The following is a 21,449-nucleotide window of genomic DNA, read 5'->3' as shown; positions in this document are numbered from 1 at the left end:
TCCTGGTTCAGATGGATGAAGAGATCAGCGGGATGCCGCGGCGCAGGCCGGGCAGACACCCCAGAACGTCACCTCGGCCACGCTCACGGCGTACCCGCGGGCGTCGGAGGGCGTGAGGCACGGTGCGGGACCGACTGCGCAGTCGACATCCTCGACGGCGCCGCACTCGGTGCAGACGAGGTGGTGGTGGTTGTCGTCCACGCGCAGCTCGAAGAGGCCCGGGCGCCCCGCCGGCTCGATGCGGCGCACGAGTCCGGCGTCGACGAAGTCGCTGAGGGCGTTGTAGACCGACTGCAGGCTCGTGTGGGGCACCGTCACCGCGACGAGCGCGAACAGCTCGTCGGCGCTCGCATGGGGGCGCTCCCGGAGGGCGTCGAGCACGGCACGGCGGGAGTCGGTCACCCGCAGTCCTGCGGAGCGGATCCGCTCCCCCGCGTCGTGCGCGGTGGAGGGGAGCGAGGTCATGACTCCACCCTATCGTCTTTTGATGCGTTCAAAAGACGAGCGAATGCCTCATCCCGCGACGAGCGTGGGGGTTCCCGCCTCGTACTCGGTGAGATCGCCGGTCTCGCCTCGGCGGAAGGCGCGTCCGCCGATGACGATCATGTAGACGACGAACAGGCCCAGGGCCACCGCGCCGATCCCGATCTTCACCGGCCACGGCCAGGGCTGCGCCGTCACGAAGCCCTCGATGAGGCCGGCGATCGCGAGCCACACCACGAGGCCGATCGCGATCGTCGCGAGCGAGCGACCCGCTGCCGCCAGCGCCTCGCCGCGCGTGCGGCGTCCGGGCGCGACCCACGCCCAGAAGATGCCGAGGCCCGCGGCTGCGGCGACGAACAGGCACGTCAGCTCGAGGAGGCCGTGGGGAAGGATGTACAGCAGGAAGACGTCGCCGCGGTCGAACGCGAGCATGACGGCGGCGGCCGTGCCGACGCTGACCGCGTTCGACACCAGCACCATGACGGGCCAGAAGCCCGTGACGCCGAAGATCACGCACTGCACGGCGAGCCAGGCGTTGTTGGTCCACACCGTGCCCGCGAACGTCGCCGGATGCTTCTCGCTGTAGTAGTCGGTGAACTCGCCCTCGGCATAGCGCTCGAGCTCCAGCCGGCTGCCGAGCGAGGCGACGAGCGCGGGGTCGCCCGAGACCCAGAAGGCGACGATCGTGCCGACGAGGACGAACGCCAGGGCGATCACCAGCGTCACCCACCGGACGCGGTAGAGGGCCGCCGGCAGCTGGAGCGCGAAGAAGCGAGGGATCTGCCGCAGCACGTTCTCCGGCGCACCGGTGAGGCGCAGGCGCGCCCGCGCCAGCATGGTCGAGATGTGATCGGCCTGGATGCTGCGCCCCGCCGACGTCTTCGCGTCGGCCAGATCGGCGGATGCCGCGCGGTAGCGGTCGACGAGCTCGTCGATCTCGGCCCCCGACAGCCGGCGAGCCCGGCTCAGCTCGTCCAGACGCGCCCATTCCGCCCGCCTCGCAGCGGTGAGGGCGTCGAGATCCATGTGCTTCACTGTACCCATGACCGACGTCCACCCGACGATCATCGACATCCACCAGGACGAGGTGCTCACGGGCGAAGCGGTCGCCCTGGACGTGCAGCCGATCGGGTACTTCCTCCGTGCCCTCGGCGTGCTGATCGACATGCTGATCGGCGTCGGACTGCTGCTGCTCTTCGTGCTCCTCATCAACTGGCTCGACGGCCTGGGCGCCCTCCCTCCCGACGTGGCGCCGATCCTGACCATCGCCATCATCGTGGTGGTCACCGTCGTCGTGCCGACCGCGGTCGAGACGACCTCGCGCGGCCGGAGTCTCGGCAAGCTCGCCGTCGGCGGCCGCATCGTTCGCAGCGACGGCGGCGCGGCCGGGTTCCGCCACGCGCTGATCCGCGCGCTCATCGGCGTCTTCGAGCTGTGGTTCACGTTCGGCGCCGTAGCCGCGCTCGTCGGCGCCTTCGCCCCGCGCTCCCAGCGCCTGGGGGATCTGATGGCCGGAACCTACTCGGAGCGCACCCGCACGCCGCGCCTGCCTGCGGCACCGGTGGACATCCCGCCTCCGCTCACGGCGTGGGCCGAGATGGCGGACGTGGCCCGGCTGCCGGAGCGCCTCGCGCGGCGGCTCGCGCAGTTCGCCCAGTCGGCGCGCAGCATGGAGCCGTCCGCGCGGGCGCGGGTGGCGGCATCCCTTGCCGCCGAGGCGGCCGAGTACGTGTCGCCTGTGCCGGCGGTCGAGCCCGAGACGCTCATCATCGGCATCGTCGCCCTCCGGCGCCGGCGCGAGCTGCGCGCCCTCGAGCTCGAGAGCGAGCGCGTGGCGGCCCTCACGGGCTCGACGCCCGACGCACCGCGGGGCTTCCCCGCGCGCTGAGGCGTCAGTACCGGTAGTGGTCGAGCTTGTACGGACCCTCGACCGGAACGCCGATGTACGCGGCCTGCTCGGGTGTGAGCGTGGTCAGCTCCACGCCGAGCGCGTCGAGGTGCAGCCGTGCCACCTTCTCGTCGAGGGTCTTGGGCAGGGTGTGGACGCCGATCGGGTACTCCTCCGGTCGCGAGTACAGCTCGAGCTGGGCCAGCACCTGGTTGGTGAACGACGCGCTCATCACGAAGGACGGATGCCCGGTGGCGTTGCCGAGGTTCATGAGGCGGCCCTCGCTCAGGACGAGGACACTGCGGCCGTTGGGCAGGCGCCACTCGTGCACCTGCGGCTTGATCTCGATGCGCTCGGCATCCGGGATCGCGGCGAGGCCCGCCATGTCGATCTCGTCGTCGAAGTGGCCGACGTTCGCGACGATCGCGAGATGCTTGAGCCCCAGGATGTGCTCGGGCGTGACCACACGCGTGTTTCCGGTGCCGGTGACCACGATGTCCACGTCACCCAGGACGGACTCGAGCCGGGCGACCTGGAAGCCGTCCATCGCCGCCTGCAGCGCGCAGATCGGATCCACCTCGCCGACGACCACGCGCGCGCCCTGACCCCGCAGCGCCTCCGCCGCGCCCTTGCCCACGTCGCCGTAGCCCGCGACGAAGGCGACCTTGCCGCCGATGAGCACGTCGGTCGCACGATTGAGCCCATCGGGCAGAGAGTGCCGGATGCCGTAGGTGTTGTCGAACTTGGACTTGGTCACCGAGTCGTTGACGTTGATGGCGGGGAAGAGCAGCCGCCCGGCGGCGGCGAGTTCGTACAGGCGGTGGACGCCGGTGGTGGTCTCCTCGGTCACGCCGATCAGGCCTCCGGCCATGCGCGTGAAGCGCTGCGGATCGGCCGCCAGGCTCGCCCGCAGGGTGTCGAGCACGATGCGATACTCCTCGGAGTCGCCGGCCGAGGCATCCGGAACAGCGCCCGCGCTCTCGAACTCGACGCCCTTGTGCACCAGCAGTGTCGCGTCGCCGCCGTCGTCGAGGATCAGGTTCGGTCCGTCGAAGCCCTCCGCGGTCCAGTCGAAGATGCGGTCCGCCAGACGCCAGTACTCCTGGAGGGTCTCGCCCTTCCAGGCGAACACCGGAACGCCCGCGGGGGCGTCGACGGTGCCGGCCGGGCCGACCACGACGGCCGCTGCCGCTTCGTCCTGGGTGGAGAAGATGTTGCAGCTCGCCCAGCGGACCTGGGCGCCGAGGGCCACCAGGGTCTCGATGAGAACAGCGGTCTGCACCGTCATGTGGAGCGAGCCGGCGATGCGGGCTCCGGCGAGCGGCTGCCGCGGACCGTATTCCTCGCGCAGGGCCATCAGGCCGGGCATCTCGTTCTCGGCGAGGCGCAGCTGGTGGCGGCCCGCTTCGGCCAGGGCGAGGTCGGCGACCTCGAAGTCGAGCGTGCGGACGGCGGCGGTGGCGGGCGACTCGGTCGTCATGCGCCCCATTGTCGCACCCGGTGCGCTGCCGGGCGCGGGCAGGCCGTCCTGAGTCGGCGACCTTGCCGGCGGACGGCGCGGGCGGTCTCAGCTCGGCTCCGCACGCCCCTCGGGCAGCTCCGACGCCAGATAGTCGGCGAGCGCGGCGCGGTGGTCGCGCGGCTCGAAGCCGGTGCCTCGGATGCGGGTGAGTGAGAGCACACTGTTGCGGGGCCTCGGTGCGGTCGGTGCCGTGGCCGTGGCCGCGTACTCCTGGGTGGAGACCGGCACAACACGCTGCGGGTCGCTCCCGGCCGCGGCGAAGACCTCGCGAGCCACCTCCGCCCAGGTCATCGGCTCGCCGGAGCCGGTGATGTTGTACACGCCGTACGGCGCGCCGGACTCGAGGAGATGAGCGACCGCGTGCGCCAGGTCGTCGGCGAAACTCAGACGTCCGCGCTGATCGTCGACCACCCGCGGCGAGGCGCCCTTCCTCGCCAGCGCGTGCATGGTGCGGAGGAAGTTCGGCCCGTCCCCGACGACCCACGACGTGCGGACGATGTAGTGGCGGGGCGCTGAGGCTGCCGCGATGTCGCCTGCGGCTTTGGTCTGACCGTAGACGCCGAGCGGATTCATCGGCTGCTCTTCGCCGTACTCGCCATCGAGATCTCCGTCGAACACGTAGTCGCTCGAGATGTGGACGAGCGTCAGCGCATGATCCGCGGCGACCCGGGCCAGGGCAGCCGCTCCCTCTGCGTTGACCCTCCAGGCGGCAACCCGGCCCTCAGCGGTCTCCGCGCGATCCACGGCGGTGAATGCGGCCGCGTTGATGATCGTCCTGTAGGCGCGCCACGGTCGCGCAGACGGCACGTCAGCGGTGAGATCGAGATCCTCGTGTGCCGCGTACTCGACGTGACCCCCGCCCAGCACCCGCCGGAGCGCGCGGCCCAGCTGTCCGTTCGCGCCGACCACCAGGATCTTCCGGGGCGCCACCGGCACGACGTCCGCCAGCCGTGGGTGGGCCTGGTCCTTCCCGGACAGCACAGCCCGGGACAGCGGGATCGGCCAGGGAATCCCGACGGTCTCATCCGCGACGTTGAGCAGCACGTACTCGGACTGCGCCGACCAGTGGTCGTTCACCAGGTAGGTATACGCCGTCGCGGGCTCCAGCGTCTGGTAGGCGTTTCCGACGCCGCGGGGTACGAAGACCGCGCGAGAGGCGTCGATCTCCGTCGTGAAGACGGTCCCGAAGGAAGGACCCTCCCGGAGGTCGACCCACGCGCCGAAGACGCGGCCCGCTGCCACCGAAACCCACTTGTCCCAGGGTTCGGCGTGGATCCCTCGGGTGGTGCCCACGTCGTCGTTGTACGAGATGTTCTGCTGCACGGGCGTGAAGTCGGGGACGCCCGCGGCGGTCATCTTCTCGCGCTGCCAGTTCTCCTTGAACCATCCCCGCCCGTCGCGGTGCACGGGCAGGCTCGCGACGAGGAGCCCCGGGATGGGAGTCGCATCGACGGTCAGAAGCTCGGCGCTCATGTCACTTCCCGACAGACCGGTAGAAGTCCTCGGTGGCGTCCTTCGATCCCGTCCACCAGTCTTCGTTCGAGCGATACCACTCGATCGTCGCCGCCAGCCCCGCCTCGAAGTCGCGATGCGCAGGCGCCCAGCCGAGCTCCTCGCGGAGCTTCGTCCAGTCGATGGCGTAGCGCAGATCATGGCCGGCACGATCTGTCACGAGGTCGTACGCGTCGCTCGGCTGATCCATCAGGCGCAGGATCGTCGCGAGCACCTCGACATTGCTGCGCTCGCCGTCCGCTCCGACCAGGTACGTCTCTCCTATGCGACCCCGCTCCAGGATCGCCAGCACCGCGGAGGAGTGATCCTCGACGTGGACCCAGTCCCGGACGTTGCGCCCCTGTCCGTACAGCTTCGGCCGGCTTCCGCGCAGGACGTTCGTGATCTGCCGAGGGATGAACTTCTCGATGTGCTGGCGGGGGCCGTAGTTGTTGGAGCAGTTCGAGATCGTCGCGCGGAGGCCGAACGAGCGCATCCAGGCCCGCACGAGCAGGTCGCTCGCGGCCTTCGTCGCACTGTAAGGCGAGGACGGGTTGTAGGGCGTCGTCTCGGTGAAACGGCCGGGATCGTCGAGCTCCAGGTCGCCGTACACCTCGTCCGTCGAGATGTGGTGGAAACGGCGATCGTGACGTCGCGCAGACTCGAGGAGTGTGTACGTGCCCACGATGTTGGTGTGGAGGAACGGGCGGGGCTCGGCGAGGGAGTTGTCGTTGTGTGACTCCGCGGCGAAATGCACGACCGCATCAGCACCGGCGACGAGCCCGTCGACGAGCTCGGCGTCGGAGATGTCGCCGCGCACGAAGGTGAGTCGATTCCCAGGCAGACCCGCCAGCGAGCGCAGATCTCCCGCATACGTGAGGGCATCGAGCACCGTGATGTCGACGTCGGTGTGCGCCACGAGGTGGTGCACGAAATTCGAGCCGATGAAGCCGGCGCCACCCGTGACGAGGACGCTCCTCACGGCCTGCCGTCCGCGAGGATCTTCAGAAGATACGAGCCGTACCCGGACTTGACGAGCTGCTCGGCGCGCGAGCGGAGGGCGTCGTCAGTGATGTACCCCAGCCGCCACGCCACCTCCTCGGGGACGCCGATGTTCAGCCCGGTGCGCCGTTGGACCGTCCGGACGTAGTCTCCGGCGTCGGTCATGTCATCGAAGGTGCCGGTGTCGAGCCAGGCGCTTCCGCGCGGAAGGACCTCCACGCGCAGAGCGTTGCGAGCGAGGTAGGAGAGGTTCACATCGGTGATCTCCAGTTCTCCTCGCGCGCTCGGCACCAGGTCGCGAGCGACGCGCACCACATCATTGTCGTAGAAGTAGAGCCCGGGCACCGCGTAGCTGCTCTTCGGCCGGCGGGGCTTCTCCTCGAGGGAGATGACCCGACCGGCTTCGTCGAACTCCACCACCCCGTACGCTTCGGGCCGGGCGACCCAGTAGGCGAAGATCGCCGCGCCGTCGATGTCGGAGAACCTCTGCAGCTGTGTGCCGAGGCCGGGACCGTGGAGAAGGTTGTCCCCCAGGACGAGGGCCACCGAGTCGTCGCCGATGAAATCAGCCCCGATGGTGAACGCCTGCGCGAGTCCCGCGGGAGTGGGCTGACCTGCGAAGGAGAACTCCACGCCGAACTGAGAGCCGTCGCCGAGGAGGCGGCGGAACTGCTCGAGATCGTGCGGAGTCGTGACGATGAGGATCTCCCGGATCCCCGCCAGCATGAGCGTCGACAGGGGGTAGTAGATCATCGGCTTGTCGTACACCGGAACGAGCTGCTTCGAGATCCCCAGCGTCACGGGATGCAGACGAGTGCCAGCTCCGCCGGCGAGAATGATCCCCTTCACGCGTGCATTGTGTCACGGCAGGAGTCGCCGACACACGCTTTCTGCGACTCAGACGCGCAGGGTCTCGTGCCGTACGACGACCCATCCCTTGGGCACCGACAGACGATCGGTGTGGATCGCGCACAGGTCGTGGGCATGGGGGTCGCCGCCGCCGCCGAGCGGCCCGAGGGCCGCCATCTGGTCGCCGTAGTCGTACGTCAGCGTCGTCACGGCCTCGCGGGCGCACCCGACCTTGGAGCAGAGTCTCTCGCGCATCGGCTCGACACTATCCAGCGGACGACGCGGCGGTGGGATGCCGCGCCCGGCGAACGCGGATCAGGCTGCGCACGCAGCGGCCGAGCCTAGGATGGTCGCATGGCGTGGCGGAGGACTCGAAGCACCCCGACCACCTCCCGTCGCGTGTCACGGCATGGCCGTCACGGACGCGAGGGGCGCAGTCCCGTGGTGCGGCCACCGCTCCCGCCGCTCGACACCCGCGTCGAGCGCTTCGACCTCGCCGTCGGCACGGCCGCCGAGTTCCTGCGGTCGGCGTGGCCGGAGCTGCGAGAGGTGAGCTTCGAGATCGCCGACATGCCCCAGGCTCCCGACGAGGACGGCATCCCCCGCTGGACGGTGCTCGCCGACGCCAAGCGGATCATCGTCTACCGGCTGCCCATCGAGCGCCTCAGCCACCTGCACCGCGACGACGAACTCCACCGCCGGATGATGGTCGAGAGCTGCGTCTTCCGGGCTGCGGCCGAGTACCTCGACCGCGATCCGTGGGATCTCGGCCCGGAGCGGTTCCGCTTCCTCTGATCGATCGCCGCTACGGGTAGACGACGATCTCGGGGGACGCGGCATCCGCCGGCCAGACCGGGATGCCCGCGAGCGCGCCATTGCCGGTGAGCGACAGCCCGGCACGGATCTCGCTCGTCCCGGGGTCGAGGACGTAGACGGTGCGCGTCGACAGCCGGGCGGTCATGCTGCCGTTCGCCGGCACGGAGAGATCGAGGCGGTACGAGCCGTCGGCCGACGACACCGATACCTCGGCGGGCTCCTCGCCGGGATTGACCAGCGTCAGCGCCGGCGGCGGGCCGGTCGGCACGGCGAAGAGACTCGGCACGCCGACGAGGGGCGACGGCGTGTACCACGCGAAGTCGTCGCCCTCGCCGAAGCCCGTGGTCTGCCACACCGCCGCCACGAGGGGGGCGTCGGCCGTCACCTGCACGGTGTACGTGCCGCGCGCCAGCCCGCCGAGGTCGACCTCGACCGGCTCTCCGGCGGCGAGCGACACGTCCTCGGGCTCGAGAGACGGCGCGTCACGTCCGGTCGCGGTGACCGCGATCCGTGCGGTCGCATCGGCGGACGGCGACAGCAGCCGCAGCACCGTGGCCGCGTCGGAGGCGCCTTCGGCACCCGGGTTGCGCGTCACGGCGATGCCGGTGATGGTCTGCTCCGCCTGGGGCTCGGCCACGGCGCCGACCTGCTCGACGCCACCGGGCGTCAGCGTGCGGGTGATGCTCGCCTGCAGCGACGCGTGGACGGCTGCGCCCGCCGCCGACACGCGTACGACCGGACTGGCCTCGCCGATCACGAGGCCCGCAAGCGGAACGACCCGCTGCTCGCCTGCCGGGACGACGAGGTCGGTACCACCGGGCGGGGTGGTCGGTCCTTCGGCGCCGAACACGGTGAGCTGCACCGTCGCCGGGACGACGCCGGGGTTGGCGAGGAGCACGAGGTCGGCGGCTCCGGTCTCGCCGGAGCCGCCCACGAGCCACGACTCCAGGAGGGGCGGACGGCACGCGGATGCCGCGTACCCGGCGAGGTCGTCATCGGAGGCCGTCGCGGAGCCGGCGGCCGCGACGTCGACGCGTTCGCGGCCCTCGGGCGGCGACGTGAAGACGGTGGGGCCTTCGCCGTCCGGAAGCCCCGTAACCTCGAGGATCTGCTCCTCCGGCGGCTCGGCGCCCTCGCTGGCGCCGCTCGTGAGGAGCTGGCTCTCAGCCAGCGAGATCGAGTCGACGGCGGCGAGGTCGCGGCCGACGGAGAGCAGGCCGCCGTCGCACGACGCGACCGACGCCGACGGTGCCGGCACGGCGGAGACGCTCAGCGGCTCGCGCGTCAGCGTGGGCCACGGCACGGAGACCGCGGTCACGACGGCGACCACAGCGACCGCCGAGACGGCCGTCCCGGCAAGCAGTCGTGTGCTGGTGGTCGCCCAGCGGAACACGCGGCGGTCGCTCATCGGCCCTCCTGCCAGTACGGTCCGACGACGCGCGGCGTGCGCCTCGCCTCGCGGCGCGAGGCGGCCGTGGGCAGGGCGAGAAGAAGGGCGGCGGCGATCACGGCGAGCTGAGCACCGCCCACGAGCCCGGCGGTGACGTGGACGGACGGCGCGACCGACGGACGGGGCGCGACCTCCGTCGTCACACGCCACAGCGTGCCCTTGGCGGTCTCGCCCACGGCGTCGAGCGAGCCCCGCTGGTCCAGCGAGGTGCTGACCGAGAGCCGCGTGGCGCGCGCGGCGTCGGACTCGGGCGGCAGCGCCGGAGCCAGCAGCACGAAGGCGACTCCGCGGTCGGCGAGCTGTGACACGGCGTTCTCCGCCGACGACGTCGCGAGGTCGGCGGCAAGCTCGGCGATGCCGGAGTCGTCGGTCGATCCCTCGGAGCGGGTGGAGAGCAGCGTCGTCTGTCCGCCGAGGGTCTCGCTGCCGCCCCAGACCACGCGCGCCGCGATGCCGGTGGCGTTCTGCGGCGTCAGCACGATCGTTCCGACATCGGGGTCATCGCGTCCTTCGGCGGCCACGTACGCCGGAAGGGTGCTGACGGGCCCGTTCGTGAGGAGCGCCGTGCCGCGCGCCAGCGCCGTGAGAGACGGAACCGCCAGCAGGGCGACGGCCGCGATGACGACGGCCGCGGCGAGGCTGCGCGCGAGCGCGAGTCGCGGCGCGATCCCCGCGTCCAGGGCGACCAGCGCCCCGCCGACCGCGCCGAGCCACGCCAGGCTCAGTCCGCACCCGGGCCAGAGCGGGATCGGGAGGGACTGCTCGAACGCCACCGAGACGGAGACCGCCGCGAACGCCGTTCCGAGCCCGACCGCGGTGAGACCGAGCAGGACGATGCCCGCGGCCCAGCGCTGCGTGAGCGGGGCGGCGAGGGCGAGCAGGGCGACCGGGGCCGCCAGGAGAGGCACCCACCAGGTCGGGAAGTCGGCCGGCACGAACGTCGTCCAGCCGGCCAGGTCGGCCGTCGGGACGCCCGCGGCCAGCAGCGCGCGACCGGCCGCGTCAGCGGCGACCTGCGGACCGGCCCAGGGCATCCCGGGGTCGGCGAGCAGTCCCCACGCCTCGCCGCGGCGCACCGCCGCCCACACGAGCGGCGCGAAGACCACGAGCGACGGCACGATCGTCCAGATCAGCCGGGCGACGCCGCGACCGCCCCGCAGGACGACCGCGAGCACGATCGACGCGATCCACACCACCGCGAAGGCCGGAGCGAGCGACGGTGCCACCGCCAACACGGCGGCGAGGAGGAGGGATGCCGCACCCGCACCGGCCCAGGAGCGATGCGCGACGGAACCGGCGACGAAGAGCCAGGGCAGGAGGAGGTGAGCGAGGACCGCGGTCGGGCGGCCCTGGGTGAGTGCGACCAGGAACGTGGGGGACAGTGCCCACAGCGCCCCGCCCGTCAGGCGCAGAACGGATCGGTCGGTGACGCGCGTCGACGCGAACCAGCCGCCGAAAGCCGCGAGCGGCAGGGCGAGCACCCACAGCACCACGAGCGCTCGCGAGGGCTCCCAGGGCGACAGCGAGCCGAGCACGGCGATGAGCGCCGCGAACGGGTCGGCGGGTCCGATCGTGTCCAGGCCGAGGGCGCGCTGGCCGAACGCCGCGTCCGCCCAGAGCTGGATCACCGTGGTCCGCAGCGGCTGGAGAGCCCCTCCGCCCAGCACGGGCCAGGCCAGCAGGGCGGGGAAGGCTGCGATCCCCGCGACGAGCGCCGCCAGCACCAGCCAGGCCCCGCCGCCGGAGAAGAAGCGCAGCTCGCCGCGCCGGTGCGCGGTCGCCGACCCGTCGTCCGTATCGTCGCCGAACCGCTGACGCAGCTCGGTGCTGGTCGTGCGCAGCGGCTGCAGCTGCGCCCACGAGGAGCGCCGGGCGGACGCGAGGCGGCGGCGGGAGCGGGCCACCGCCGCGGGCCGCACCATGACGAGCACCGCCGCGCCCCACTCGGGCAGGATGCTGCCCGGCTCCTTGCGGACCAGGTCGACGATGGTGCGCCAGAGCGCGAGGGGAAGGATCGAGAGCCAGAGGAACGGCACCGCTGCCACGTGCGCGTACGCCAGGCGGCGGTGCAGCTGCGCGACGCGCGCCGAGAACGTCGCCCGCCGGCGACGCTGCGGTGTCAGGGGCGAGGGCGTGCCCGCGACGCCGTCGCCGGCGGTCGCGACGATCGCGCTGGGGGCGAGGGTGACGCGGGCTCCGGCCAGATGGGCGCGGACGCCGAGGTCGAGCCCTTCGTCCCCTCCGGCGAGGGCGGGATCCAGACCGCCGAGCTCCCGCCACGCGTCGGCGCGGACGAGCAGGCCGCGCACGTCGGCGCCGAGCACATCCTCCCGCCCGTCGTGCTGGCCCTGATCGAGCTCGCCGTCGGCGAACCCGATCGCGCGGCCGAAGCGCGTCATGCCGACGCCGAGCGAGACGATCTCGGAGCGGTCGTCCCACCGGACGAGCTTCGGCGCGATGCACGCGACCGACGGTGCGAGCTCGAGCGCGCCGGCGAGGCGGGCCAGCGCATCGCGCTCGGGTGCGGTGTCCTGGGCGAGGAGCCAGACGGCGTCGCCGTCCAGCCGCGGCGAGACCAGGCCGATCGCGTTCGCGAACCCCGTCGAAGCGGGAGCGGTGACGATCGACTCCGCGTCGGAGGAGGCCGCCACCTCGGCGAGGATGTCGTCGCCCCCGCAGAGCACGATCGTGAGTACATCGACGGGACGCGTCTGATCGGCGAGTGCGGCGAGCGTCCGGCGCAGGTGGTACGCGGCGGGCGTGCGGCCGTCGGGGCGCACGACGAGGATGGCGTGGACTCGAGCGGGCATGACCTGGTCAGCCTAAGCGGCCGGGCGGAGGCGTCGGCGACGCACGCGCCGGGTCCGCGAGATCGAAGAAGCGACCGCGGGCTTCGGGCTCAGGCGCGGCGCTTGAGCTTGCGGCGCTCGCGCTCGCTGAGTCCGCCCCAGATGCCGAAGCGCTCGTCGTTCTGCAGCGCGTACTCGAGGCACTCCCCGCGGACGTCGCACGACGCGCAGACGCGCTTGGCGTCGCGGGTCGAGCCGCCTTTCTCGGGGAAGAAGGCCTCGGGATCGGTCTGCGAGCACAGCGCATCGGTCTGCCACGAGAGAGGATTTTCATCCTCCCCCTCGACCGGCCGGCGGACGCCCGGAACACCGAGCTGCACCGGATCGACGAACCAGTTTTCGGGAACGCCTGAACGGTATTGCGAAGCCGTCATCTCGTTCTCCCCCCGGGATATCCCCCTGCACGCGGTGTGCGTGTACGAGTAATTACACCCGTGTAGTTCTCCGAGGTCAAGTCGCAGATACTAAAGCCTCAAGTACCTCTTGAACTTTCGCGACGCGCCGACGGCGTGTCGCTCTGTGATAACGGTCGGATGAGAACTCTCCCATTCGGCCGATCATCCGGCGGCGGGGATCGTGCCCGGAGCGGCGAGGAAGAGCTCCCCCGACCCGGTGACACGCACCCACTGCTCGTCGGGCGTGACGAAGGCCGCTCCGCCGGGTGCGAGCGTGAGCACCGTGGTGCTGGTGCCGCCGGCGACCGTGACCTCGCCTGCGGTGACCAGGGCGATCGTCGGCCCGTCCACGGGGAGGCGGAGCTCGTCGTCCTCCGACGCCCGCACCCGGTCGAGCGCGAAGTCGGCGACCGGCACGTCGAAGCGCTGGACGCCGGGCGCCACGGAGCGCGCGCGCACGATGTGCGGCGCCGCCGGTCGCGGTTCGAGGACCGCGAGCAGCTCGCCGACGTCGATGTGCTTGGGCGTCAACCCGCCGCGCACGACGTTGTCGCTCGCCGCCATGAGCTCGACGCCCAGTCCGCTGAGGTAGGCGTGCAGGACACCGGCAGGTACGAACAGCCCTTCGCCGCGACGCAGGGTGATGAGGTTCATCAGGAGCGCGACGACGATCCCCCCGTCCCCGGCGAACTGCGCGTCCAGCGTGCGCACGAGGGCGAGCTCGGCGGCGAACTCCTCCGAGTCGGCCGCCGCCGCGGCATCGACGACGGCCCGGACGTCGGCCTTCGCCTCGTCGGTCAGCACCCATGCGAGCACGTCGGCGAGCGACGCATCCTGCCGCTCCAGCCGCTCGGCGAGCGGACGCGCTCCGTCGCCGAGGGCACGGACCAGCCGGCGCGTGGCGTCGAGGTCGCGCAGCCCGGCGAGCGCACGGAACTCCTCGCTCACCGCGACGATGAGCTCGGGCTTGTGGTTGGCGTCGCGGTAGGTGCGGTGGGGCGCGTCGCGCGGAATGCCGGCGGCCTCCTCCCGCGCGTACCCCTCCTCGGCCTGCGTCTTCGATGGATGGGCCTGGATCGACAGAGCGGATGCCGCGGCCAGCAGCTTCAGCAGATAGGGAAGCTGAGCGGGGGCTCCGGTGGCGGTCCCGTCCTCGGCCAGCCACACGTCCAGCGTCCGGCCGTCCTCCGTGACGGCCGGGTCGGCCGGATGGTCGCCGAACCACACCTCCGCCTCCGGGCGGCCGGACGGCGCTCGGCCTTCGAGGTCGGCGAGGAGGAGCGTCGATCCCCACGCGTAATCCCGCGGTTCGTTCGTCAGCGGCACGAGCATGGATCCAGCGTACGCGGCGCGTTCGCGACCACCCGCGCGCGGCGGGGAGGCGAGAGGCGTCGGGGGTAGCCTGTCATGCGATGGCCGTCCACTCGAAGCACCCGGCGTCGGCGCCGCCGGCTCCCCCGGTCCGTGAGAAGACGGGCCATCTGATGCTGCGCGGGTGGTGCATCTTCGTTCTGTTCATGGGACTCTCGGGCACCGCCTGGGTGCACGCGTTCGGCGAGCTCACGGCCGCCGTCATCACCATCGCGGGCGGCGTCCTGTCCGTGGTCCTGTGGTTCGTCATCCGGCCCCCGATGCACTGGCAGCGCCTCCCGTGGTTCGTGGTCGGCTTCGTCGTGTGGGCGACCGCCTCGCTCCTGTGGTCGGCATGGCTCCAGACCACCGCGCTGACGCTGCTGCTGCTGTGGATCACGACGATTCAGGCGCTCTTCGTCGGCAGCGTCCTCACCTGGCGCGAACTCGTGCGGGCCGCGGCATCCGCTCTCAAATGGGTGATGGCGCTCTCGCTCCTGTTCGAGCTGTGGGTGTCGCTCTTCGTGCAGGCGCCGATCCTGCCGGGCTTCGTCGTGGGGAAGGCCGACGACCCCATCGAGTACTGGTCACGCAACAACCTGTTCGACTGGGGCACGCGCATCCAGGGGATCATGGGCAACGCCAACCTCCTCGGACCGGTCGCGCTGCTCGCGATCATCGTCTTCGCGATCCGCATCGCCGCGCGCGCACCGCGCCGTGCGCTGCTGTGGGCGTGGATCGGCTTGTCCGCCTACCTCTTCTACCGCGCCTCCTCTGCGACGGCCTACGTCGCCGCCGCCGGCGTGGGGATCGTGCTCGTCACCGTCCTGCTCATGCGCCGCACGCGCCGGCCGGGCGAGCGGACGCGCTACTACATCGGCTACGCCGTCGTCGGGCTGGGCGGCCTCGCCGCGCTCTACTTCTTCCGCGGCGCGATCTTCAGCGCCCTGGGCCGCGATTCCGACCTCACCGGCCGCGAGTCGATCTGGGCGAAGGTGCTCGAGCGGGCGGACGAGCGGCCGTGGCTGGGCTGGGGCTACGCGACGCCGTGGGTGCCGTGGGATCCGGCGTTCGACGGCTGGATCATCGACCACGGCCAGACGGTGCTGCAGGCCCACAACATGTGGGTCGACATCCGGATGCAGCTGGGCATCGTGGGCGTGGTGCTGCTCGGACTGCTGTACCTGGCGTTCGTGTGGCGCTCGTGGTTCTTCGCGGTCGACCGGCCGCGGTGGGACCTCCGCGACGACCGGCCGTACTCGTCGCTCACCCTCCTGCCGACGCTCGTCGGGGCGATCGTGCTCGTGCAGGGCCTGGCGGAGTCCTCCCCGCTGCTGCTGTGGGGCTGGATGTTCGTGGTCATGCTCGGCTCGAAGATCAAGCAGTCACCCCATGTCGGCGAGGGTCCGGCCGAGCAGAGTGCGGCGATCGAACGCGGCGAACCCGAGAAGCAGGAGCCGTGACCGCCCCGCCGGCTCGCCCCGGCCACGCCGCTTGGCTCAGCGCGCTGCTGGGTTCGGCGTCGTTCGCACGCGCGTACACCCTGACGGTGCTGGGCGCCGTCTTCGCGTCGTTCGCGATCGAGCGGCTCGCCGGCCGCATCACCTACATCTCGATCATCGCGGGCCTGTGCGTCATCGGCGCGGCGGTGCTCATCGTGCGGCGTCAGGAGATCTCGCTCGTGCGGCTCGTGCCCACGACGCTCATCGCCGTGGTCGGGTGGGCGCTGCTGAGCGTGTTCTGGAGCACGGACGCCACGACGTCCTTCTGGAGCTGGGTCACCACGGCGGCGCTCGCCTTCCTGGCGATCGTCATCGGCCACGTACGCGACACCCTGCAGACCGCGCGGGCGCTCGGCGACGTCCTCCGCGCCCTGCTCGGGGTCTCTCTCGCCGTCGAGGTGCTCTCGGGGGTGCTCCTCGACATCCCGTTCCGGTTCCTCGGGGTCCAGGGCAACCTCGCAGCGCTCGGCCCCGTGCAGGGCATCTTCGGCACCCGCAACATGCTCGGGTTCGTCGCGGTCCTCGCCCTCATCACCTTCCTCATCGAATGGCGGACGCAGTCGGTGCGCCCCGGGGTGTCGATCGCGTCGGTGGTGCTCGGCGGCAGCCTCGCGGCGCTGAGCGACTCCCCCACCGTGCTGGTGCTCGCCCTCGGTGTGGGGCTGACGGTCGGCGCCCTCGCCTGGGTGAGGCACACCAAGCCCGAGCACCGCGAGGCCCTGCAGCTCGCTCTGGGGGCAGCCGTCGTCATCGGCGTCGTCGTCGGCTACTTCGCGCGCCACCCGATCATCGCGTGGCTGGGGGCCGGCACGGACTTCTCGATGCGCGTCGACCTGTGGAACGTCATGGTCGATCTGGTGCGGTCCCGCCCCGTGCAGGGCTGGGGCTGGTACGGCGCGTGGGCACCGAGCGAGCAGCCCTTCAGCTTCATCAACTACTTCCTCGAGTCGTCGCACGCCACCGGTCTGAACGCGTACTTCGACGTCCTCCTCCAGCTCGGCTGGCTGGGCCTGATCCTGTTCGTCGCGCTGGCGGCCACCGCGCTGGTGCGCTCCTGGCTGGCGGCCAGCGAGCGGCGCTCGGTGATCTACGCGTGGACGCCGCTCATCCTCGTGGCCCTGCTGATCGACTCGATGTTCGAAAGCTTCACGCTGGTGGGCATCGGGTGGCTGATGCTGGTGCTCTGCGCCGTGCGCGCCGGGCTGTCGCGGTCGTGGCGCGAGCGGATCGACGCCGCGTCCGACGCCGACGACCTGCCGCACGACGGCGAGCGTCTGTGACTCCGCGTCGGGCCTGCGCCGGCGTCGGCGGTGGTCCTCCGGGCCGGAAAGCGCCCGGGTCGGCAAGGTAAGCTTCACTCTCGGCCCGACGCCCCGCGCCAGCCTGTATACGGGAGCTCCACACGTGACCCACATCCTGCAGAACGTCGTCTTCCCGACGGATCGCGATCCCGACCTCCTGCCCCTCTATGTCGACCCCGAGACCTGGTCGGTCATCGACGAGGAGCCCGTCCGCGTTTCGAGTCGCGCGCACCTCGGGAACATCCTCGGCCGCAACTCGGCGCGGATCATCGCCGGGCGGCGAGTGTCGTTCGGCACCTACTTCAACGCGTTCCCCGCCGCGTACTGGCAGCACTGGACCACGGTCCGCAACGTGCGTCTGACGGTGCGCACGGTCGGACCCGCGACGATCCTCGTCTACCGCTCCAACGGCTCGGGCGTGCGCCAGCGCATCGAGACCCGTGAGGTCGACGGCGCCGCGGCCACGAGCTTCGACCTCGTCCTCGACCAGTACAGCGACGGCGGATTCATCTGGTTCGACATCGTCGCCGACGAGAAGAACGCCCTGTTCGAGGGCGCCGAGTGGACGACCGAGCAGGAGCCGGCGCGCACGGGCAAGGCATCCATCGGCATCACCACGTACAACAAGCCGGACTACTGCGTCTGGACGCTGACCAACCTGTCCGAGTCCGCCGATGTGCTCGAGCTCGTCGACCGGATCTTCATCATCGACCAGGGCGACCGCCGCGTCGACGCCCAAGAGGGATTCGCCGAGGTCGCCGAGGCGCTGGGAGAGACCCTCCAGATCGTCACGCAGCCGAACCTGGGCGGCTCCGGCGGGTTCGCGCGCGTCATGGCCGAGAGCCTGGCGCGGCCAGAGACCGACTTCGTCCAGCTCATGGACGACGACGTCCGCCTCGAGCCCGAGTCGGTGCGCCGGTCGATCGTCTTCGCCCGCTTCGCGACCGTGCCCACGATCGTGGGCGCGCACATGTTCGACCTCCTCGATCGCCCCAAGCTGCACGCGTGGGCGGAGGTCGTCGACGAGGAGCCGTTCATGTGGCGCGCGCTCTACCAGGACAAGCTGCCCCACGACTTCAGCGTGGCCAACCTGCGCCAGAGCCCGATGCTGCACATGCGCCTCGACGCCGACTACAACGGCTGGTGGATGTGCCTCATCCCGATCGCCGCGATCCGTGATGTCGGACTGCCCCTGCCGGCGTTCATCAAGTGGGACGACGCGGAGTTCTGCCTCCGCGCGCGCGACGCCGGCTACCCGACGGTGTCGATGCCGGGCGTCGCCCTGTGGCACGTCTCCTGGGTCGGCAAGGACGACTCCATCGACTGGCAGGCGTACTTCCACGCGCGCAACCGCATCGCGGCCGGGCTCCTCCACTCGGGCGCGCCCCGCGGCGGAACCCTGATCCGGCACAGCCGCCGGATGGACATGAAGCACCTGATGATGATGCAGTACTACCCGGTCGCCCTGCGGCACCGGGCGCTGCGCGACATTCTGTCGGGCCCGGAGCACATGCGCGCGAACCTCGCGACCGCCATGCCCGCGGCACGGGCGCTCGCGGCCGACTTCCCCGAGACGGTGGTCCACAAGGATGCAGGCGTGCCGCTGCGGGCGCGACGCGGTCGCATCGTCTTCAAGCGCCTGTCGGTGAACAACCTCGACAACCCCACCGGCCTGCGCCTGCGCTGGTTCACGCTCTCCACCCTCGTCTCGCACTGGTTCCACGCCCCGCGGCCCGCCAACATCGCCCAGCCGGAAGTCGAATTCGGCAAGGGCGACGCGTTCTGGTGGCGCATCCCGGTGTACGACAGCGCGCTCGTCAGCGCGGCGGACGGCTCGGGGAAGAACGTCTACACGCGCGACCGGCGCCAGTTCCGTCGCATGCTGACCGAGAGCTTCCGCCTTCACCGGCGACTGCGGCGCGAATGGCCGAAGCTCGCCGCGCGCTACCGTGCGGCCGCACCCGATCTCACCTCGCTCGCCGCGTGGGAGCGCACCTTCGAGGAGTCCCGTTGACCGAGCCGCTCGATTCGGCCCAGCCGTTCGACCCCGCGTCCGCCACGATCGCCATCGTCACGTTCAACCGATCAGGACTGCTGTCGCGCCTGCTTACCAGCATCGCGGCGATGGACCCTCAGCCTGGCCATGTGGTCGTGATCGACAACGCCTCCTCCGACGACACCGGCGAGGTGGTGGAGTCGTTCCGCGAGCGGCTCGGCACGACGCTCGTCTACCGCCGGATGGAGACGAACACCGGCGGGTCCGGCGGGTTCAGCGAGGGCATGCGCGTCGCGCACGACCTCGGGTCGGAGTGGATCTGGCTCATGGACGACGACGTCGAGGTCATCCCCGACGGCCTCGCGAAGATGGGCAAGTGGGCGCCCCGGTTCCAGAGCATCCAGGGCCGGCGCTTCGACTACGACGGCAGCGAGTTCTACTGGCAGTACCGCCTTTCGATCCCGTTCGGCATCCCGATCCCGTTCGCGCCCGCGGGCTTCGACGAGTCGGGCTACCGGGAGATGAATTCCGGATGCTTCGAGGGGATGTTCATCCACCGCGACATCGTCGAGCAGATCGGCCTGCCCGACCCGCGCTTCTTCATCTACTGGGACGACTCGGTCTACGGCTGGCTCGCATCGCGCCGCACCACCGCGGTCATCGTGAACGAGTTCGTGCTGCGCCGCACGCGCGAGATCAAGCAGTGGGACATGGGCGTGCGCCACCTCAACGCCTCCAGCGACGCCTACCGCTACTACATCATGCGCAATCGCGGGTACATGAAGCACTACTTCAAGGCCAACGGCGCCTACCGCCCGGTGCGCTTCTGGCTGGGCTCGGTCCTCACGTTCGCCAAGGAGCTCATCCGCCTGGTCTTCGTCGAGCGCAAGGTGCGCGGCACCAGCAACCTCTTCCGGGGCATCCGCGACGGCCGCCGGATCGCCCGCGACGCGTCGTGGACTCCGATGCCGCCGCTCGCCCGCGCGGACGGTCAGCCCGCGTTGTAGTCGGCGTTGTACCGGTCGAGCACGTCGGCGATCGGCCCGTCCATCGCCAGGCGCCCCTTGTCGAGGTAGAGGCCGCGCGTGCAGAACCTGCGCAGGTCGCGCTCGCTGTGGCTGACGAAGAACAGCGTGCGCCCGTCGGCGAGCAGCTCGTCGATGCGCCGGTAGCACTTCTCGCGGAACGCCTTGTCGCCGACGGCGAGCACCTCGTCGACGAGCAGGATGGGCTCTTCCAGCTGCGAGACGACCGCGAACGCGAGGCGCACCTTCATGCCGTTGGACAGGTGCTTGTACGGGGTGTCGACGAAGTCCTGAAGCTCGGCGAACTCGATGATGCCGTCGAACCGCCGGGAGACCTCGGCCCGCGGCATCCCGTGCAGTCCCGCCGTCAGCCGGACGTTCTCGCGCACCGTCAGATCGCCCACGAAGCCGCCGGTGATCTCGATGAGCGGCGCCACGCCGCCCTCGACGGCGACCGTGCCCTCGTCCTGGATGAGCACGCCCGCGACGAGCTTGAGCAGGGTGCTCTTGCCCTGGCCGTTGCGGCCCACCACGCCGATCGACTCCCCCGGCCGGACGTCGAAGCTCACGTCGCGCAGAGCCCAGAACTCGCCCGGCTTGGAGCGCCGCGAGGAATCGGCGAACAGGTCTTTGAGGCTGCGCCGCCCGCGCCGGTTGCGGCGGAAGCGCACCCCGAGATCCCTCACCTGGATGGCGAGACCGGATGCCGTCATCACAGCTCCTTCAGCATCGGACGCTCGAGCCGCCGGAAGACGAGCACGCCGAGGGCGAGGATGAGGAACGACATGACGGCGCCGATGCCGATCACCCAGGGATCCCATTCCTCGGGGAAGAATCCGACGCGGTAGAGGGCGAAGATCCCCGACAGCGGGTTGAACGCCGCGAGCGTCTCGAAGACGCCCGGGAGGTCGGAGACCCCGTAGATGACCGGAGACGCGTAGAACAGCGCGCGGAGGATCAGCTTCGTCGTGCGCTCGAGGTCGGTCCAGATCACGCAGAGCGGCGCGATCAGCAGACCCAGGCCCACGAGCAGCACCGTCTGCAGAAGGACGGCGACGGGGAACAGCAGCAGCCCCCAGTTCAGCTGCACGGGCGTGACGCCGAACGACGCGACGACGACGAACAGCACGAGCACCGGCAGCGAGCAGAGGAACTCGATGCCCTTGGAGAGCACGATGCGGATCACCCAGATCGAGCGGGGGATGGCCGTCGAGCGGACGAGCCGCGCGTCCTTGTTGAAGGCGCGTGTGAAGTCGCCCACCGACGCGTTGAACCACACCCACGGCAGCAGCGCCGTGATGAGGAACACGATGTACGGCTCTGCGCCGACGGTGCGCTGGAAGATCTGGGTGAAGACGAACCAGTAGATCGCGCTCATCACGAGCGGGTCGAGCACGGACCACAGATAGCCGAGCGCACTCGTGGAGTAGCGGACCTTCAGGTCACGGGCCGAGAGCAGCCACAGCGAGTGGAGGTACCGCCTCGGCGATCCGGGCGCGCCGACAGCTGCGGTGGTCACGATGCGAGTCT

General features: G+C 70.9%; 19 protein-coding genes. 6 read left to right on the top strand and 13 right to left on the bottom strand.

Annotation, left to right across the window (positions count from 1 at the left end; genetic code table 11):
- Positions 1-24: 24 nt before the first annotated feature.
- Positions 25-465: a Fur family transcriptional regulator gene (locus JX005_RS02365; protein WP_214465788.1), complete on the bottom strand. Its 441-nt coding sequence runs from the start codon at positions 463-465 to the stop codon at positions 25-27.
- Between the two features lie 48 nt (positions 466-513).
- Positions 514-1,509, bottom strand: coding sequence for a stage II sporulation protein M (locus JX005_RS02360; protein ID WP_214465787.1), 996 nt, complete (start codon positions 1,507-1,509; stop codon positions 514-516).
- 16 nt (positions 1,510-1,525) lie between these two features.
- Here JX005_RS02360 and JX005_RS02355 point away from each other — a divergent pair, with 16 nt between their 5' ends.
- A complete protein-coding gene (locus JX005_RS02355; protein WP_214465786.1) occupies positions 1,526-2,371 on the top strand; it encodes an RDD family protein in 846 nt (281 codons plus the stop codon).
- Between the two features lie 4 nt (positions 2,372-2,375).
- Here the strand turns inward: JX005_RS02355 and ahcY are convergent, their stop codons facing one another.
- The 5 genes from ahcY to JX005_RS02330 all read right to left on the bottom strand — a co-directional run bounded on the left by ahcY (position 2,376) and on the right by JX005_RS02330 (position 7,490).
- On the bottom strand, positions 2,376-3,851 hold the full coding sequence (ahcY, locus tag JX005_RS02350) for an adenosylhomocysteinase (RefSeq protein WP_214465785.1): 1,476 nt from the start codon (positions 3,849-3,851) through the stop codon (positions 2,376-2,378).
- An 87-nt stretch (positions 3,852-3,938) separates the two neighbouring features.
- Positions 3,939-5,366 (bottom strand): dTDP-4-dehydrorhamnose reductase, encoded by a 1,428-nt coding sequence (rfbD, locus tag JX005_RS02345; protein WP_214465784.1) that lies wholly within the window; start codon positions 5,364-5,366, stop codon positions 3,939-3,941.
- A 1-nt stretch (position 5,367) separates the two neighbouring features.
- The gene (gene rfbB / locus JX005_RS02340; RefSeq protein WP_214465783.1) at positions 5,368-6,366 is read right to left on the bottom strand and encodes a dTDP-glucose 4,6-dehydratase; all 999 of its coding nucleotides are present in this window, start codon (positions 6,364-6,366) and stop codon (positions 5,368-5,370) included.
- Complete coding sequence (gene rfbA, locus JX005_RS02335) at positions 6,363-7,235, bottom strand: glucose-1-phosphate thymidylyltransferase RfbA (protein WP_214465782.1); 873 nt, start codon at positions 7,233-7,235, stop codon at positions 6,363-6,365. Before rfbA ends, rfbB begins: the two co-directional genes overlap by 4 nt.
- Before the next feature lie 48 nt (positions 7,236-7,283).
- Positions 7,284-7,490 (bottom strand): DUF3499 family protein, encoded by a 207-nt coding sequence (locus tag JX005_RS02330; protein WP_214465781.1) that lies wholly within the window; start codon positions 7,488-7,490, stop codon positions 7,284-7,286.
- Positions 7,491-7,676: 186 nt separating this feature from the next.
- On the opposite strand from JX005_RS02330, the gene JX005_RS02325 reads away from it, so the two are divergent.
- Complete coding sequence (locus tag JX005_RS02325; protein ID WP_372447309.1) at positions 7,677-8,030, top strand: metallopeptidase family protein; 354 nt, start codon at positions 7,677-7,679, stop codon at positions 8,028-8,030.
- A gap of 10 nt (positions 8,031-8,040) precedes the next feature.
- On the opposite strand, the gene JX005_RS02320 is transcribed toward JX005_RS02325, so the two are convergent.
- The 4 genes from JX005_RS02320 to manA all read right to left on the bottom strand — a co-directional run bounded on the left by JX005_RS02320 (position 8,041) and on the right by manA (position 14,077).
- Complete coding sequence (locus JX005_RS02320; protein WP_214465779.1) at positions 8,041-9,459, bottom strand: DUF5719 family protein; 1,419 nt, start codon at positions 9,457-9,459, stop codon at positions 8,041-8,043.
- Positions 9,456-12,311 carry a glycosyltransferase gene (locus JX005_RS02315; protein ID WP_214465778.1) on the bottom strand — a complete coding sequence of 952 codons (2,856 nt, stop codon included), beginning with the start codon at positions 12,309-12,311 and terminating at the stop codon, positions 9,456-9,458. Before JX005_RS02315 ends, JX005_RS02320 begins: the two co-directional genes overlap by 4 nt.
- Positions 12,312-12,400: 89 nt before the next feature.
- Positions 12,401-12,724: a WhiB family transcriptional regulator gene (locus JX005_RS16210; protein WP_214465777.1), complete on the bottom strand. Its 324-nt coding sequence runs from the start codon at positions 12,722-12,724 to the stop codon at positions 12,401-12,403.
- 183 nt (positions 12,725-12,907) lie between these two features.
- A complete protein-coding gene (gene manA, locus JX005_RS02305) occupies positions 12,908-14,077 on the bottom strand; it encodes a mannose-6-phosphate isomerase, class I (protein ID WP_214465776.1) in 1,170 nt (389 codons plus the stop codon).
- A gap of 80 nt (positions 14,078-14,157) precedes the next feature.
- On the opposite strand from manA, the gene JX005_RS02300 reads away from it, so the two are divergent.
- From JX005_RS02300 to JX005_RS02285, 4 genes are all read left to right on the top strand, one after another.
- Positions 14,158-15,558, top strand: coding sequence for an O-antigen ligase family protein (locus JX005_RS02300; RefSeq protein ID WP_214465775.1), 1,401 nt, complete (start codon positions 14,158-14,160; stop codon positions 15,556-15,558).
- On the top strand, positions 15,555-16,877 hold the full coding sequence (locus tag JX005_RS02295) for an O-antigen ligase family protein (RefSeq protein ID WP_214465774.1): 1,323 nt from the start codon (positions 15,555-15,557) through the stop codon (positions 16,875-16,877). Before JX005_RS02300 ends, JX005_RS02295 begins: the two co-directional genes overlap by 4 nt.
- Positions 16,878-17,001: 124 nt before the next feature.
- Positions 17,002-18,912, top strand: a complete 1,911-nt coding sequence (locus JX005_RS02290; protein WP_214465773.1) for a glycosyltransferase — start codon at positions 17,002-17,004, stop codon at positions 18,910-18,912.
- A complete protein-coding gene (locus JX005_RS02285; protein WP_246533406.1) occupies positions 18,909-19,901 on the top strand; it encodes a glycosyltransferase family 2 protein in 993 nt (330 codons plus the stop codon). The genes JX005_RS02290 and JX005_RS02285 overlap by 4 nt, the downstream gene beginning before the upstream one ends.
- Here the strand turns inward: JX005_RS02285 and JX005_RS02280 are convergent.
- Both JX005_RS02280 and JX005_RS02275 read right to left on the bottom strand, forming a co-directional pair.
- Positions 19,886-20,632 (bottom strand): ABC transporter ATP-binding protein, encoded by a 747-nt coding sequence (locus JX005_RS02280; protein WP_214465771.1) that lies wholly within the window; start codon positions 20,630-20,632, stop codon positions 19,886-19,888. The genes JX005_RS02285 and JX005_RS02280 overlap by 16 nt on opposite strands.
- A complete protein-coding gene (locus tag JX005_RS02275; protein ID WP_214465770.1) occupies positions 20,632-21,438 on the bottom strand; it encodes an ABC transporter permease in 807 nt (268 codons plus the stop codon). The genes JX005_RS02280 and JX005_RS02275 overlap by 1 nt, the downstream gene beginning before the upstream one ends.
- Positions 21,439-21,449 lie beyond the last annotated feature (11 nt).

It is taken from the genome of Microbacterium flavescens (assembly GCF_018588945.1).
Lineage (GTDB): Bacteria > Actinomycetota > Actinomycetes > Actinomycetales > Microbacteriaceae > Microbacterium > Microbacterium flavescens.
Note: the sequence above shows the minus strand (reverse complement) of the source record. Positions and strands in the feature narration are given on the sequence as shown.

Excerpts from the sequence above, each read along its gene's own strand:
- JX005_RS02365 (WP_214465788.1), bottom strand. The coding sequence starts at position 465 with ATGACCTCGCTCCCCTCCACCGCGCACGACGCGGGGGAGCGGATCCGC.
- JX005_RS02360 (WP_214465787.1), bottom strand. The coding sequence starts at position 1,509 with ATGGATCTCGACGCCCTCACCGCTGCGAGGCGGGCGGAATGGGCGCGT.
- JX005_RS02355 (WP_214465786.1), top strand. The coding sequence starts at position 1,526 with ATGACCGACGTCCACCCGACGATCATCGACATCCACCAGGACGAGGTG.
- ahcY (WP_214465785.1), bottom strand. The coding sequence starts at position 3,851 with ATGACGACCGAGTCGCCCGCCACCGCCGCCGTCCGCACGCTCGACTTC.
- rfbD (WP_214465784.1), bottom strand. The coding sequence starts at position 5,366 with ATGAGCGCCGAGCTTCTGACCGTCGATGCGACTCCCATCCCGGGGCTC.
- JX005_RS02330 (WP_214465781.1), bottom strand. The coding sequence starts at position 7,490 with ATGCGCGAGAGACTCTGCTCCAAGGTCGGGTGCGCCCGCGAGGCCGTG.
- JX005_RS02320 (WP_214465779.1), bottom strand. The coding sequence starts at position 9,459 with ATGAGCGACCGCCGCGTGTTCCGCTGGGCGACCACCAGCACACGACTG.
- JX005_RS02315 (WP_214465778.1), bottom strand. The coding sequence starts at position 12,311 with ATGCCCGCTCGAGTCCACGCCATCCTCGTCGTGCGCCCCGACGGCCGC.
- JX005_RS16210 (WP_214465777.1), bottom strand. The coding sequence starts at position 12,724 with ATGACGGCTTCGCAATACCGTTCAGGCGTTCCCGAAAACTGGTTCGTC.
- manA (WP_214465776.1), bottom strand. The coding sequence starts at position 14,077 with ATGCTCGTGCCGCTGACGAACGAACCGCGGGATTACGCGTGGGGATCG.
- JX005_RS02300 (WP_214465775.1), top strand. The coding sequence starts at position 14,158 with ATGGCCGTCCACTCGAAGCACCCGGCGTCGGCGCCGCCGGCTCCCCCG.
- JX005_RS02280 (WP_214465771.1), bottom strand. The coding sequence starts at position 20,632 with ATGACGGCATCCGGTCTCGCCATCCAGGTGAGGGATCTCGGGGTGCGC.